Annotated in this window: 16 protein-coding genes; 2 read left to right on the forward strand and 14 right to left on the reverse strand. The window is 37.2% G+C overall.

The genetic code is table 11. The features are described 5' to 3' along the window. Positions 1-82 precede the first annotated feature (82 nt). Together IGL86_RS07960 and IGL86_RS07965 are read left to right on the forward strand one after the other, a co-directional pair. Positions 83-232 (forward strand): hypothetical protein, encoded by a 150-nt coding sequence (locus IGL86_RS07960; RefSeq protein WP_002357118.1) that lies wholly within the window; start codon positions 83-85, stop codon positions 230-232. Positions 233-382: 150 nt separating this feature from the next. Continuing rightward, positions 383-742: an iron chaperone gene (locus IGL86_RS07965; RefSeq protein WP_033625516.1), complete on the forward strand. Its 360-nt coding sequence runs from the start codon at positions 383-385 to the stop codon at positions 740-742. 199 nt (positions 743-941) lie between these two features. Here IGL86_RS07965 and IGL86_RS07970 read toward each other — a convergent pair whose 3' ends face one another. From IGL86_RS07970 to aspS, 14 genes are all read right to left on the reverse strand, one after another. After that, entirely contained in the window at positions 942-1,292 is a 351-nt protein-coding gene (locus IGL86_RS07970) for a DUF2200 domain-containing protein (protein WP_002360043.1), read from the reverse strand. A 227-nt stretch (positions 1,293-1,519) separates the two neighbouring features. Further along, complete coding sequence (locus tag IGL86_RS07975) at positions 1,520-1,735, reverse strand: hypothetical protein (protein WP_002357102.1); 216 nt, start codon at positions 1,733-1,735, stop codon at positions 1,520-1,522. 211 nt (positions 1,736-1,946) lie between these two features. Further along, positions 1,947-3,308 carry a deoxyguanosinetriphosphate triphosphohydrolase gene (locus tag IGL86_RS07980; protein ID WP_033625694.1) on the reverse strand — a complete coding sequence of 454 codons (1,362 nt, stop codon included), beginning with the start codon at positions 3,306-3,308 and terminating at the stop codon, positions 1,947-1,949. Between the two features lie 16 nt (positions 3,309-3,324). Beyond that, positions 3,325-4,149 carry a toll/interleukin-1 receptor domain-containing protein gene (locus IGL86_RS07985; RefSeq protein WP_033625693.1) on the reverse strand — a complete coding sequence of 275 codons (825 nt, stop codon included), beginning with the start codon at positions 4,147-4,149 and terminating at the stop codon, positions 3,325-3,327. A gap of 352 nt (positions 4,150-4,501) precedes the next feature. Then, entirely contained in the window at positions 4,502-5,800 is a 1,299-nt protein-coding gene (eno, locus tag IGL86_RS07990) for a phosphopyruvate hydratase (RefSeq protein ID WP_002357098.1), read from the reverse strand. Positions 5,801-5,931: 131 nt separating this feature from the next. After that, positions 5,932-6,687, reverse strand: coding sequence for a triose-phosphate isomerase (gene tpiA / locus IGL86_RS07995; RefSeq protein ID WP_002362045.1), 756 nt, complete (start codon positions 6,685-6,687; stop codon positions 5,932-5,934). A gap of 48 nt (positions 6,688-6,735) precedes the next feature. Beyond that, complete coding sequence (locus tag IGL86_RS08000) at positions 6,736-7,929, reverse strand: phosphoglycerate kinase (protein WP_002357094.1); 1,194 nt, start codon at positions 7,927-7,929, stop codon at positions 6,736-6,738. Positions 7,930-8,055: 126 nt separating this feature from the next. Beyond that, entirely contained in the window at positions 8,056-9,057 is a 1,002-nt protein-coding gene (gene gap, locus IGL86_RS08005) for a type I glyceraldehyde-3-phosphate dehydrogenase (protein ID WP_002357093.1), read from the reverse strand. Between the two features lie 39 nt (positions 9,058-9,096). Beyond that, the gene (locus IGL86_RS08010) at positions 9,097-10,134 is read right to left on the reverse strand and encodes a sugar-binding transcriptional regulator (protein ID WP_002357092.1); all 1,038 of its coding nucleotides are present in this window, start codon (positions 10,132-10,134) and stop codon (positions 9,097-9,099) included. Between the two features lie 420 nt (positions 10,135-10,554). Then, positions 10,555-11,433 (reverse strand): YitT family protein, encoded by an 879-nt coding sequence (locus tag IGL86_RS08015; protein WP_002357090.1) that lies wholly within the window; start codon positions 11,431-11,433, stop codon positions 10,555-10,557. Positions 11,434-11,575: 142 nt separating this feature from the next. Next, the gene (locus IGL86_RS08020) at positions 11,576-12,145 is read right to left on the reverse strand and encodes a TIGR01440 family protein (RefSeq protein WP_002365825.1); all 570 of its coding nucleotides are present in this window, start codon (positions 12,143-12,145) and stop codon (positions 11,576-11,578) included. Continuing rightward, a complete protein-coding gene (locus tag IGL86_RS08025; protein WP_002357086.1) occupies positions 12,142-12,648 on the reverse strand; it encodes an ECF transporter S component in 507 nt (168 codons plus the stop codon). The genes IGL86_RS08020 and IGL86_RS08025 overlap by 4 nt, the downstream gene beginning before the upstream one ends. Then, positions 12,632-13,468 carry a bifunctional hydroxymethylpyrimidine kinase/phosphomethylpyrimidine kinase gene (locus IGL86_RS08030; RefSeq protein ID WP_002385835.1) on the reverse strand — a complete coding sequence of 279 codons (837 nt, stop codon included), beginning with the start codon at positions 13,466-13,468 and terminating at the stop codon, positions 12,632-12,634. Before IGL86_RS08030 ends, IGL86_RS08025 begins: the two co-directional genes overlap by 17 nt. Before the next feature lie 149 nt (positions 13,469-13,617). Next, complete coding sequence (gene aspS, locus IGL86_RS08035; RefSeq protein ID WP_002360034.1) at positions 13,618-15,387, reverse strand: aspartate--tRNA ligase; 1,770 nt, start codon at positions 15,385-15,387, stop codon at positions 13,618-13,620. Between the last annotated feature and the right edge of the window lie 4 nt (positions 15,388-15,391).

Here is a 15,391-nt window from a genome sequence, read left to right on the forward strand (position 1 = left end):
TTTTCCAGTGGTATAGTAACAATGGAATTTCGTTATCAGTTATCGTCGCCTTTTTAGAGTACTTTATGAAAGGAGAATAACTATGACTTACAAAGTAAAAAACATTCAATACCGTATTCAATTAGACACAGACAAAAATATTTTCATTGTTTTTGATGCAAAAAATGAAAGTAAAACAGCAACTGGTCACACAATTGAAGAAGCAATTGCACACTTAAAACAATTAAACTAAGGAGTGACAAACATTTCCATGCAAGACCCTTTAGGTAGTTATTTAAGCTAAAAGCCGTTTAGTAAAGAAAAAATACTAGACGGTTTTTTTGTATCTTCTTCGCCTTTTATTTTTTACATAGTATACTGAAACAAACGGAGGTGTTTTTATATGACCATCATTGCAAACTATATTCGCCAGCAACCCCAACATCAAACACAGTTAACAGAAATCTATCAAGCAATTTTAGCGGTTGTTCCTCAGGAGACTACTGAAAAAATCGCTTATGGAATGCCGACCTTTTACTTAAATGGCAATTTAGTGCATTTTGCGGCGGCCAAGCAACATTTAGGTTTCTATCCTATGCCATCAGCCATCCAACGTTTCAGCAAAGAATTACGCCCTTTTAAAACCTCGAAAGGTGCCATTCAATTTCCCTACACGCAAGAGTTACCTCTTTCATTAATACAGGAAATAGTTAAATTCCGTGTACAAGAAAACATGAAGAGCGTGGGACAAAAATCACTTTGAATTTTTGTCCCACGCTCAAAAACTGATAAACGGCGGGAACAGAAGCAACTCCTTCGGAAATAAGCCAAAATTCTCCAAAAATTAAAGAACAATTTTCGGAAATTCCTTCTTATTGCTGAGAAACACTATTTGCAAAGCAAATAGATGTTAAACAGTACCTACTTGGTTCTCGGAGTTAAACACTTCTGTCCCGACCTCTTCATGTTCTTAAAATTTTTTCCATCGCTTTTCCCTTGGCCAATTCGTCGATTAATTTATCTAGATAACGGATTTTTTGCATTAAAGGATCTTCAATTTCTTCCACGCGATAGCCACAAATTACGCCTTTGATCAATTGGGCATTTTCATTAAAATTGGGTGCTTCTTCAAAAAATGTTTCCATCGTTACTTTTTGAGCCAATTGTTGTTGCAAGCCTTTTTCATCATAACCAGTTAACCAATAAATAATTTCGTCAACCTCCGCTTGCGTTCGATTTTTACGTTCTGCTTTTTGGATATATAGCGGGTAAACACTGGCAAAGGTCATTGTATAGATTTTCGGTTTTGTCATTGGTTTTCCTACTTTCTGAAAAAATAACTCCTTCTCATTATACTATACTTCTCTTAAATTTAAACTTTAATACATGTTAAAAGAATAAGTGCCGTAAAAAATTTTAAAAAGCAGTAAAATTGACTCTTCTAGTAAAAATTTCTTTTGTTATTTTTCTTTATATAAGGAGCCCATTTTTTATGTTATTTAATCACAGGAACCTGATTCTATCATTGCAGAATAGGCTTTCATTCAGTATACTGTAAATAGAGGAACAAGAAACGAATTGGATAATTAGGCACTGAAAGAACGCACCACCGTTCTGAATGTTTCGAAACACACAACAGGTTATCGAAATGGCCATTGGAGAAAAATTCCTTTTTCTCCGAGGTTAGCGATTGTGACATGTTGCAATCGTTTTTTGTCCTTAAAATGTTGAGAAAAAGAAAAAAGGCACTTTGCATGTCAGCACCACCTGACAAACAAAGCCCTTCATAGACAGCACAACCTATCTATTCCAGTTGCCTTTTTTGCTAGTTACACTAGCTAATTTTAGTGTACCCGATTTTCAGTGAAATTACTAGCATCTTTAAAATTTTTACTGAAACGATCAGCCTGTGCAATGAACTAGTTTTCTTCAGCGGCGGCAACCGCTGAGAAGCTTTTTCTCAAATTTTAAGTGAATAATGTATCATAAACTTTTTTGGCATATCCATCCGTCATATTACATACAAAGTCCACCGCCATTTTCAAACGATAATAGTCTTTTTCTGCTTCTGTAGCGTTCTTTGCTTCTCTTCTATACAACGCTTTCGCGCTTTCCGAAATATTATTAAAGATTCGCTCCTCATACTTATTCATGGAAACTTTTTCATATTTCAGTACGACTGGAACAAATTCATCTAGTAAACGATTGATGATATTGAAGCCCAATACCTCTTGATCCAAAATTGTTTTTGTTTGAAAAACATAGACTCTAGAAAAGTTTTTTAATGCCTGAAAGCATTTCACTTCATCACAATCTTCAATGATAATTTCATTATGATAGATACCTCTCATAATTAAGTCATAATGATTAGCAAAATTTTTCGCTACGCTTTGACAAACAGCTCTTTGTGTCTTTCTCAAAAATTCTTGTAAGGTAGCTTCTTCTGTTTTATCTTTTTCTAACATTAAAAATTTTTTTGTTCCTGTTTGCCCATCAACAAACTGCTTTAAATCTTGATAGCTGTATAAACCATAATTATAGGCATCTTCGATATCTGAAAAAGTATAGGCGATATCATCTGAGGCTTCTAGCAAAAAGACTAATGGGTGTCGCTTATTTTGTGTTCCTGTCGCAAATTTAATGGCGTTAAACACTTGTTTTTCCGAGTAAAAATAGCCAACTTTTTTAGACAAAAGCTGTTGCTTATTTAATTGATCTGAAGATGCCGTATATTTGATAACTGTATCTAATGTCGTGGCAGTTAGTTTCATTCCTGCTTTAGAAGTCCCATTATCATGATGCAGTTTTGTTAAAAGTCGGATGGTTTGAGCGTTTCCTTCAAAGTTAAGAAAATCATTTTGTTGTTGCTTTGAAAAATCAGACCAACAAGCATACAAAGGACCATTTTTTTCAAACCAAATACGAATGGCTTCTTCCCCAAAATGTCCAAAAGGGGGATTGCCAATATCATGGATTAATGCAGCTGTTTCTAACAACCGATAGCATTCTGATAATTCCATAACCTCAATGTTTCGTTCGTTCAACTGTGAAATAACTAATCTAAGTATATCCCTGCTATGCATTGCCACTTCTAAGCTATGTGTTAAACGTGTTCTTACAAAATCATTACGTTCTAAAGGAAAAACTTGTGTTTTATCTTGTAAGCGTCTAAATGCATCACTTTTAATTACTCTACGATAGTCACTATCAAAAGATTTACGAAGTTCTGTGGCTAAATCAACTTGCTTATTTAACCAGTCATTTTGATATTGTTTGCCATTATCAGAAATGCGATATGTACCAACCAACTGACGCCAATTCATTTTCATTTATTACCTCCTCCAATTACTCTACCTTCTCTAAATAAGAGACGTAAATATTTTTACATTTACCAATATCACTGAATTCCCTATTGTTATACGCCTTATCCTTTTTCAATTTAAACCGCACTTTTTCGCCTTCTTGAAAAGTTCCCCACGTAAGAAAAAAGAATAGCCAATGGCTTTCATCCTCTGATAGCCTGTCTAACCCTAAGCTTTTAGGCTCAATTAAGCTAGGTAATTTGAAACAGTCATACACCCCTTTTGCTGTGCCATACACAGGACGATGAGTGCTAAGAGTCGTTTCAAAATATCCCTTTTCATCAGGTTTTAAATAACTTGCTTGCCGAATCAGTTGTGTCAGTTTATTTTGGAATGGCTGAATATTTTTCTCAACGTTTAGTTCAAAATCTGGCTCAGCTTGTACATCTGTGTCATGAGATAACTTTTTTAATAAGCAGTTTATTTCATTAGTACTTGTCTTATCATTAAACGCAATCGCCAAACGCTCACTACTAATAATACCTTTCATATCTTTCATAGAAAAATTATTTAACGCAATTGGATAGTGTTTATCTGATAGCATCCAAGAAGCACCCATTTCGTTTAAACATGGAATACTCTGATAATAATGATCAGATAAAAAATACAGCATGACAGGTTGATTGGTTAGCTCCCTTTTAATCGTGTCAAAAATTAATTCTCCTGGCTGTACACCTGTTTCAATAGCGGAACTATAAAAAATATCCTGTGTTCGAAACCCAAACTTTTTCAACAATTGGATAAACGCATCCACATATTCTTGATCCTTTGAACTATGACTAATAAAAATCTTTTTCCCGTTGCTCACTACTCAACATCCTCCAAGTTAAATTTGTGTTTTCATTTTTTTGTGAAATTCTATACTATTTCTTTAAGCGTACAGCGTTATCTGAAACCAGTCAATACTAAAATTATAAAATAACAATTATTTTGTTTTATTAAATTTTTATATAATGTTGTTTTGTTAATGTTTTGTTATTTTTAAACAAGTGATTATAGAGCGATGTACGGTTGAAGTTATTTCTAATCTATTTTTTCAATATTTTTATAAATATAAAAAAACACGCCTTTCTTTGCAGAAAGGCGTGTTTTTACGTCCGAGTATAAGGAGAATTGGTTCATTAACCAATTGTCCCTTTAAGCGTTATTCATTAAATGAATTATTTGTTTTTTAAGTTGTAGAAAGATTTTAAGCCTTTGTATTCAGCTACATCGCCTAATTGATCTTCAATACGTAATAATTGGTTGTATTTAGCAATACGGTCAGTACGGCTTAATGAACCAGTTTTGATTTGGCCAGCGTTTGTTGCAACAGCGATATCAGAGATTGTTGAATCTTCTGTTTCACCAGAACGGTGAGATACAACTGCAGTGTAGCCAGCTTCTTTAGCCATTTCGATTGCTTCAAATGTTTCAGTTAAAGTACCGATTTGGTTAACTTTGATTAGGATTGAATTAGCGATACCTTTTTCGATACCTTCAGCTAATTTAGTTGTGTTTGTTACGAATAAATCGTCACCAACTAATTGAACTTTGTCGCCTAATACTTCAGTTAATTTTTTGAATCCGTCCCAGTCGTTTTCGTCTAAGCCGTCTTCGATTGAAATGATTGGGTATTTAGAAACTAATTCTTCGTAGAACGCGATCATTTCTTCAGTTGTTTTTTCGCCTTCTCCTGAGTCAGCTAAAACGTAAACGCCTTTTTCTTTGTCGTAGAATTCTGAAGAAGCAGCATCCATAGCAAGAACAACGTCTTTACCAGGAACATAGCCAGCTTTTTCGATAGCTTCGATGATTACTTCGAAACCTTCTTCGTTTGAACCTAAGTTAGGAGCGAAACCACCTTCGTCACCTACTGAAGTAGCTAAGCCGCGACCTTTTAAGATTGAAGCTAATGCGTGGAATACTTCTGCACCCATACGTAAAGCTTCTTTGAATGTAGGCGCACCTACAGGCATGATCATGAATTCTTGGAAGTCAATACTGTTGTCAGCATGTGATCCACCGTTGATGATGTTCATCATTGGAGTTGGTAATACTTTTGTATTGAATCCGCCTAAGTAGTGATATAAAGGCACTTCTAGGTAATCAGCAGCAGCACGAGCTACGGCGATAGACACACCAAGAATAGCGTTAGCACCTAATTTACCTTTGTTAGGAGTTCCATCTAAATCGATCATTGCTTTATCGATAGCCATTTGATCGCGTACATCGTAACCGATGATTGCTTCAGCAATGATGTTGTTTACGTTATCTACAGCTTTAGTAACACCTTTACCTAAGTAACGAGCTTTGTCGCCATCACGTAATTCAACTGCTTCGTATTCACCAGTTGAAGCTCCTGAAGGAACCATTCCACGGCCGAAAGCTCCGCTTTCAGTGTAAACTTCTACTTCGATTGTTGGGTTACCGCGTGAGTCTAAGACTTCGCGTGCGTAAATATCAGTAATAATTGACATGTTTTGTCTCTCCTTTGAGTTTGTATTTATACTAAGGGGATTCCCTCATGTATGATTGTAGTTAATTCTCGCAAACTATGCAAACATTTTTTTGCAAAAGTCATTGAGAAAACGTTACCGTTAGTGATTTCTTATTTTACAGCATCTAATAAAGCTAAGAATGAATCTGCTTCTAAGCTTGCGCCGCCGACTAAAGCACCGTCAACGTTTTCTTTTGCCATATATTCAGCGATGTTTTCTGGTTTAACAGAACCACCGTATTGAATACGAACAGCTTCAGAAACTTCTTTGCCGTATAATTTTTCAACTGTTGAACGAACAACACCACAGATTTCATCTGCAATATTAGCATCTGCAGATTTACCAGTTCCGATTGCCCAGATTGGTTCGTAAGCGATAACCATTGAAGCAACTTGTTCGTTTGATAAACCAACTAAGCCGTTAGTGATTTGACCTTCGATCCATTCCGCTGTTTTACCAGCTTCATACGTTTCTAAAGTTTCACCACAACAGAAGATTGGTGTCATACCATTTGCAAAGATTGCTTTGGCTTTTTTATTGATATCTTCATCTGTTTCGTGGAAATATTCGCGACGTTCAGAGTGTCCGATAATCACATAGTTTACACCTAAATCGGCAATTGCAGCTGGTGAGTTTTCACCAGTGAAGGCACCAGCGTTTTCCCAGTAGCAGTTTTGTGCAGCTAATTTCACTTCAGAATCTTTTAGGTTCCAAGCTAAAGGAGCTAAGAATAATGCTGGAGATCCAATCACAGCGTCAACAACGTCGTTTGATGGAACAGCATTTTTTACTGCTTCTGCAAAGCTTTGTGCTTCGCTTAAAGTTTTGTTCATTTTCCAGTTACCAGCGATAATTGGTTTGCGCATGAAAAGCACATCCTTTTCTTTTTTTAAAAATATTGTCTTTTAAACTGATTATTTATCGTTAATAGAAGCTAAACCTGGTAAAGTTTTGCCTTCTAATAATTCTAAACTTGCTCCGCCACCTGTTGAGATGTGAGAGAATTTGTTTTCGTAGCCTAATTGAATTGCTGCAGCAGCAGAGTCCCCACCACCGATGATTGTTGTTGCGTCTTCTAAATTAGCAATCGCTTCACAAACACCAATTGTTCCTTTGGCAAAGTTACTCATTTCAAATACGCCCATTGGTCCATTCCAAACAACTGTTTTCGCACCTTGTAATTCGTTAGCGAATAATTCAATTGTTTTTTCACCGATATCCAAGCCTTCTTCATCATCTGGGATTTCAGTTGAAGGAACCGTGTGGAAAGGAGCGTCATTGCTGAACTCTTTAGAGACAACTGTATCAACCGGTAAAACTAATTTGTCGCCAGCTTTTTCCATTAAGCTTTTCGCTAAGTCCACTTTATCTTCTTCAAGTAAAGATAAACCAACACTATAGCCTTGTGCTTTCATGAATGTGTAAGCCATACCGCCACCGATTAAAATTTTGTCGGCTTTTTCAATTAGGTTTTCAATGACAGCGATTTTGTCAGAAACTTTTGCGCCACCCAAGATTGCTACGAATGGACGTTTTGGATTTTCAACAGCTTCGCCGATGAATTTAATTTCTTTTTCCATTAAGAAACCAGCAACTGTTGGGATACCAGTTGAAGCAATTCCAACGTTTGAGGCATGTGCACGGTGTGCAGTACCAAAAGCATCATTGACAAATACATCGCCTAAAGAAGCCCAGTATTTACCCAATTCAGCGTCATTGCCGCTTTCTTTTTTGCCGTCAACATCTTCAAAACGAGTGTTTTCAAATACTAAAACGTCGCCGTCTTTCATATTGTTAACAGCGTCTTCTAATTCTTTACCACGTGTTTCTGGAACAAAAGTAACTGGTTGACCTAGTAATTCGCTTAAACGTTCAGCCACTGGTTTTAATGATTTGCCAGCTTTGTCTTCTTCTGTTTTTACACGACCTAAATGAGAGAAAAGAATTGCTTTTCCGCCATTTTCAATCACGTATTTGATTGTTGGTAAAGCCGCTACGATACGATTATCGTTTGTGATCACGCCATCTTTTAACGGAACGTTAAAGTCAACACGGACAAGGACTTTTTTGTCTTTTAAATCTACATCTTTAATTGTCTTTTTAGCCATGAGTAGACCTCCTGTATTGTCAATTTTAGGATTTTTCTTTTTTAAAAAAAGAAAGCGGAGAAGCGCGTTGCTTCCCCGCTTATTATTTCACAATTGTTCAAATTTCACTAATGATAAGAATAAATCTTATAAGTTAGCGAAGTATTCTAAAGTACGAACTAATTGAGCAGTGTATGACATTTCGTTGTCATACCAAGCAACAGTTTTAACTAATTGTTTGTCGCCAACTGTCATAACTTTTGTTTGAGTTGCATCGAATAATGAACCGTAAGTCATACCTACGATATCAGAAGAAACGATTTCGTCTGTGTTATAACCATAAGATTCGTTAGCAGCTTTTTCCATTACTGCATTCACTTCATCAACAGTAACTTCTTTGTCTAATACAGTAACTAATTCAGTTAATGAACCAGTAGCTACAGGAACACGTTGAGCAGCGCCATCTAATTTACCGTTCAATTCTGGGATTACTAAGCCGATTGCTTTAGCAGCACCAGTTGAGTTAGGTACGATGTTTGCAGCAGCAGCGCGCGCACGACGGAAGTCGCCTTTAGGATGTGGTCCGTCTAATGTCATTTGGTCACCTGTGTAAGCGTGGATAGTTGTCATTAAACCTTCAACAACACCAAAGTTGTCATGTAAAGCTTTAGCCATTGGAGCTAAGCAGTTTGTAGTACAAGAAGCGCCTGAAATTACAGTTTCTTCTCCAGTTAATGTTTCATGGTTTGTGTTGTAAACGATTGTTGGTACATCGTTACCACCAGGAGCTGAAATAACTACACGTTTTGCACCAGCAGTTAAATGTTTTTCAGCAGCTTCTTTAGAAGTAAAGAAACCAGTACATTCTAAAACGATGTCTACGCCTAATTCGCCCCATGGTAATTCTTCAGGGTTACGGTTAGCTAAAACTTTGATTTCTTTGCCGTTAACGTTGAATGAACCTTCGTGAACTTCAACTGTACCGTTGAAACGGCCTTGAGTTGTGTCATATTTTAACAAGTGTGCTAACATTTTAGCATCTGTTAAGTCGTTGATTGCAACTACTTCGATTCCTTCTACATCTTGGATACGACGGAAAGCTAAGCGTCCGATACGTCCAAATCCATTAATACCTACTTTAACTGTCATTAAAGATTTCCTCCTTATGAAAATCAAAAATTTTTTATTTTAAAGGGTTACCCCTTTTAAAATCTCGTTTGCAGCAGCTTCATCTGTGATGAGCCACGTTTGTTTTGGTGCATTTTTCATATATGCGCGAATGGCTTTGGCTTTCGTTTTGCCGCCCGCAATTGCGACGACATAGGGAATTTCTTGTAAGTTTTTTAATTGAAGACCAATTCGTGGAATTTTATAGACCACTTTTCCTTCTTCATCAAAGAAATAACCGAACGATTCTGCCACGGCATTTTTTTGTTTGAGCATAACCATTTCGTCATCAGACATTTTTCGGCGTGCCGCCATGTGCAACGCTCGACCAATACTGTGCACCACACAGTTGGCATGACTAATTAACGTAAGAACTTCTTGAATCGAGGGTTCTTGTAATAAACTATTATACGTTTCACGACTCAATTGTTCTGGGACATATAACGCCCGGTAGTTACCACCCGTTTTGTTGGCCATTACAGCACTAATTGAATTGGCTTGGACAGAAACTGCTTCACCAATCCCTCCTCTGGCTGGAACAAACAAATTATGACGTTTTTCAGTTTCTAGTGATCCCATATTTTCGGCCACCATGGCCATTGTTGTCCCACCCATAACCGCAATTGTATTCTCACCATTTGGTAAGAGTAAATTCAGCGTATTGGTTAAGACATCTCCAAAGTCCGAAAGAACTTTCTTTTGGATATCACTATCTCCTGCAACAACGATACAACGTTGAATGCCAAAGTACTGTGTCATTTCTTTTTCGATTTGGTGCATGCCAAGCAATTGATTCATGACTAATTCTAAGCCTTGGTAGACTTCCAAACCGCGTTCTGTTAATGTCATTCCGCTTTTTGAAGGTTCAATCAGGTTGAGCTGCTTCAAAACATCTGTTTCTGTACGCAAGACTCGCTCTGTAATTCCCATCGTTTCTGATAAACTTCTACGTCCAATAGGTTGCATCCAATAAATATTGCGAAGAATTTGGAATCTTTCTTGTAATACATCGAGCATATCTGGAGCAACTGCTTCAATCATTTTAAATTCTTTTAACATGATGCGCTCCTTTTGTGGGTCGAAATATGTCCAAGTAAGACTGAAAACGACCTATGAACTTTAAAAAAATAGAATTGATGTTCGTTTTTCCTACTATTTATTCATAACAGTATTAAAAGTACTTATCAATTACACACTTAGTGTACCAGTTTTTTTGGGTCTTTTCAATAAAAATGATTCTTTTTTCATCGTTTTCTTTCAAATCCAAACAAAGCATTCGTTTGCGAGAAACAATAGCGACTTATTTCCGAATAATTAGATTTAATTAAACCAAAAGCAAAGGAATTCACGAACGTCTTTCAATTAACTTCTTGTTTAAATGGGAATTTCAGGTCCTCACACAAAGCATTTTTTTACTTATTTTTCAAAAAAAGCAACGAAAGAATAGACACAGCCATTCTCTCGTTGCTTCATATCCTTTTATTTGTAATCTTCTTCGTAAAAACGTCCTAAAATTTTAACATTATCTGAGATGCTGACAAAGGCATTCGGATCACTTTCTTTCATGGCTGCTTCTAAACTTGGCAACTCAAAGCGTGTCACAATAGTTAGCAAAACAGTTTGGCGATCGTGGCGATACGCCCCTTCCGCTTCATGAATAATTGTAATACCGCGGCGCATTTTCTTTTGAATCTCATCCACGACTCGATCTGGGTTTTTAGTGACAATCATAACTTGCATTTTCTTTTGCTTAGTATAAACGGCATCTGTGACCTTCCCACTTACAAAAATTGATAACGCACTGTAGAACATGTACTGCCAGCCAAATAAATAACCTGCAACGAAGACAATTAGTGCGTTAAAATAAATTGAAATCGAGCCAACGGAACGCCCCGTTTTTTTCCGAATGGTAATGCTTAGAATATCTAAGCCCCCAGAAGAAACCCCGTTTTTTAAAACAAAACCAATTCCTGATCCAGAAATCGCCCCACCAAAAATAGCACAGATAATTGGATCTTGAGTCATCACCGTTTGCGGAACAATATGCATAAATAATGAAGTTAAAGTCACGGTAATGAAAGTAAAAATTGTAAACTTCTTACCTATTTTTTTCCACGCAATAAAGAATAACGGCACGTTTAAAAGATACAATGTAATGGAGACAGGCACATTAAAACCGACAATTTTTGTTGAGAGGGTTGTTAAAATTTGTGCCAAGCCTGTTAAGCCACTGGAATAAATATTTCCTGGTTGATAGAAAAAGTTCATGGCAATTGATGCAAGAATAGCATAGACAATCGACACGGAAAATTTTGTTGTATAGTCATGAACTGGCAGTCCGTCATAAATTTTTTTCATAAATAATAGCCTCGTTTCAGGTTTTCAATAAATTACATTTCTTTTCATATTATACGTGGTTTACCGAGAGAAAAAAAGAGATTCCTATAATAATTACGGAAGATTCATCAAATGTTTATAGAAATGAAAAAAGAACGAAATCTTAACGATTTCGTTCTTGGGTTGTTTCATAATGGGCTCTTGGTCCACCAATATATTTAGGACGAGAATATAATGCTGTAACATGGGCCGCACCTAACGTTCGAATGCTCAAGCGAAGAGGAACTTGCACATGTTTTACATGCATACCGATAGATGTATCGCCAATGTCAATCCCTGCTTGAGCAACAATATGCTCCACTTCCACAGGTTCATCAAATTTTTCAAAGGCAGCCACTGAACAAGAACCGCCAGCATGTAATTGTGGTACTACCGAGACAATTTCAAAGCCTTTTTCTTCAGCCACACGACGTTCCATCGCTAAAGCACGATTAATATGTTCGCATCCTTGGACAGCCAAAGAGATGCCTTTTTTATCTAATTGTTCAATTAAGGTTGAGACAATCCATTGTCCTACTTCGGCACTGGAATTTTTACCAATGACGCCACCTACTACCTCGCTAGTGGTACAACCTAAAACAAATAGGTCCCCTTTTTGTAAATTTCCTGCTGTAATGACTTCTTCTGTAATTGTCACTAACTGTTCTTTTAACATTTTTTCATCGATAGTCATTTGTTCATCCTTCTTTCTTCTAAACGACCATTTTTTGGTAACACACGTTTTAATGTTTGACTAAGAGGCAATGCTACAATCACCCCAAATAAGGATTGAATGATATTCCCTGGTAATGAGGCAATCCCCGCACCCACGCCATAAAGCCAGCTAGTCGCTAAAGCATACCCGCTAATCATGAGGAGACTGGCTAAAAGTAATCCTAGCGTTTGCATCTTTTTATTTTTATTAAAGAAGTGCCCTGCTAACCAACCTTGTCCGCCATGAATCAATAACGAAAAAACGAACCATTGTGGATAGCCTGACAATAAATCAATTAAACCACCGCTTAAAGCTCCGACTGTCAAGCCACCAATCGGACCAAAAAGTAAACTAGCAATGTAAATCCCTGCATCCGCCAATGTAACAAAGCCATTTGTTGCTGGGACGGGGATAATAAAGACCATTGACACAGCCACTGTTAAAGCGGTAATTACTGCATATAGACTAATTTTTCTTGTCATTATCCGCCACACCTCCTGCTAGTAATCCTTCATGCCACACACTTCCAAAAGCTGCATTTAGCTGGACCCCAGAAACAATGGCTTCATGAACGTATGTTTTTGCTAAATCAACTGCTTCAATTAACGGATATCCTTTAACTAAATTCGCACCAATTGCAGAGGCAAAGGAACAACCAGCGCCATCAATGGTGTGGGCCATTACTTTTTCTTTGACCAATTGAATATGTTGTTGTCCATCATAAAAAAAGTCACGTGCTTCTTGGCCAAGCCAACGATTACCACCTTTAATCACCACCGTTGCCGCTCCTAAAGAGTTTAACTCTTCCGCCGCTTGTTGAACTTCTTCGACGGTTGTTAATTTTCTGCCAATGAGTAATTCTGCTTCTTTTAAATTAGGCGTTATAATCGTTGCGAATGGAAAAAGTTTTTCAATCAATAACTGCATGTATCTTTTTTCATAAACTGAAGTCGTTTCTTTAAAAGCCAAGACAGGATCCAACACCACCGGCAGACCTGCGTGCTTTTTCAAAAAGGTTGCAATTTGTAGCATACTTTCTTCACTGTGAATCAAGCCAATCTTGATGCCGTCTAAACTCCCGGCAGGTATGGAAGCGAGTTGCTCTTTCACCAAAGAAGTCTCCAGGTCATGAATCTGAAAATGATTCTTGGGGGCTGTAGCAAGGCAAGTTAAAGTTGATAAGCCAAAGACTTGATGATTTTCAAACGTTTTTAAATCTGTTTGAATCCCGCCACCTGAAAAAGGATCGGAACCGCCAATTGTTAAAATTATTTTTGTCATTTGTTTCGCTCCTTTATACACTCAGTTATCATACAAAGTTTTCTAAAAAGAAAAAACAGCCAATTGGCAGATTTTTAGCTCAGCCACTTTTTATTTTGTTATCCTTTTCCTTCCCAAAGAAAGAGTGACCTCATCCGTCAATGAAGTCACTCTTTCTTTAGATTTAACATTTATTCGTCAATGGCTGTTACATCAATGTTTAATTCAAACAATTGTAATGGAGAAACTAAACTTGGTGCGTTGTTCATTGGGTCAATTGCTTTCCCGTTTTTAGGGAAGGCAATCACTTCACGAATATTTTCTTCCCCAGCCAATAGCATTGCTAAGCGGTCTAGCCCTAAAGCAATCCCTCCATGTGGCGGGAAGCCGTAATCTAATGCGTCTAGCAAGAAACCAAATTGGTCTTGTGCTTCTTCTTTTGTAAAACCTAACGTTTCAAACATTTTTTCTTGTAATTCTCGTGTATGGATCCGTAATGAGCCACCGCCTAATTCGTAGCCGTTTAAGACAACATCGTAAGCTTCAGCATACACAGAGGCTGGGTCTGTTGCTAAGCGGGCCACATCCTCTGCTTTTGGTTGTGTAAATGGATGATGAGCAGAAACATAGCGGCCAGCTTCTTCATCATATTCAAACAACGGCCAATCCACAATCCATAAGAAATTGAATTTCGATTCATCAATTAAACCTAATTCTTTACCTAAACGTGTACGTACCGCACCTAAAGCAGCGGCTACGATTTCAGGTTTATCGGCACCAAACATTAAAATATCACCGACTTCTGCATTGGTAGCAGCAATTAATTCATCACTAACTTCTGTTAAGAATTTAGCAATTGGTCCTTTTAAGCCATCTTCTTCAACTTTTAACCAAGCTAAGCCTTTTGCACCAAATTGACTCACATACTTACCTAAGTTATCCATATCTTTACGAGAATACTTATCTGCGGCGCCTTTTGCATTCAAAGCCTTCACATGTCCACCATTTTCCAACGCTGCTTGGAAAACTTTGAAGTCTACGTCTTTCACTACATCTGCAACATCAATTAATTCCATAGCAAAACGAGTGTCGGGTTTATCGCTACCATAGCGTGCCATCGCTTCGTCATAGCTCATTCGTGGAAACGGAACAGAAATCTCAATTCCTTTTGTCTCTTTCATCACTTCAGCCAACATATTTTCTGTATATGTTTGAATTTCTTCTGGTGTTAAAAAGGTCGTTTCGATATCGATTTGTGTAAATTCTGGTTGACGGTCGCCTCGTAAATCTTCATCACGGAAACAACGAACGATTTGGTAATAGCGATCGAAGCCTGCCCCCATTAATAATTGTTTAAAGAGTTGTGGTGATTGTGGCAAAGCATAAAAATGACCGGCATGGACACGAGAAGGAACCAAATAATCTCGAGCGCCTTCTGGTGTTGATTTGCCTAAATAAGGAGTTTCAATGTCTAAAAAGTCATGATTATCTAAATAGTGACGGATTGTTTTCGTTACTTGGTGACGTAATTTAATGTTGTTTGTCATTGATGGACGACGTAAATCTAAATAACGATATTTCATGCGCAATTCGTCATTAACGTTATTATCATCTTCAATGGTAAATGGCGTTGTTTTCGCAGTATTTAAAATCGTAATGTCAGTCGCCATCACTTCAAACTCGCCAGTTTTCATTTTGGGATTAATCGCTTCTTTATCACGATAAACGACTTGACCTTTAACTTCGATGACGTATTCACTACGACATTTATCAGCAATTTCCCATGCTTCTTTTGACTTTTCTGGGTTAAAGACCACTTGGACGATTCCTTCACGGTCACGTAAATCAATAAAGATAACGCCTCCTAAGTCACGACGTTTTTGAACCCATCCTTTTAATACAACTTCTTTTTCAATAAATTCGGCAGATACATTGCCGCAATAGGTTGTGCGTTTTGCCATTTCT

It is taken from the genome of Enterococcus sp. DIV0774, from assembly GCF_050539095.1.
Lineage (GTDB): Bacteria > Bacillota > Bacilli > Lactobacillales > Enterococcaceae > Enterococcus > Enterococcus faecalis.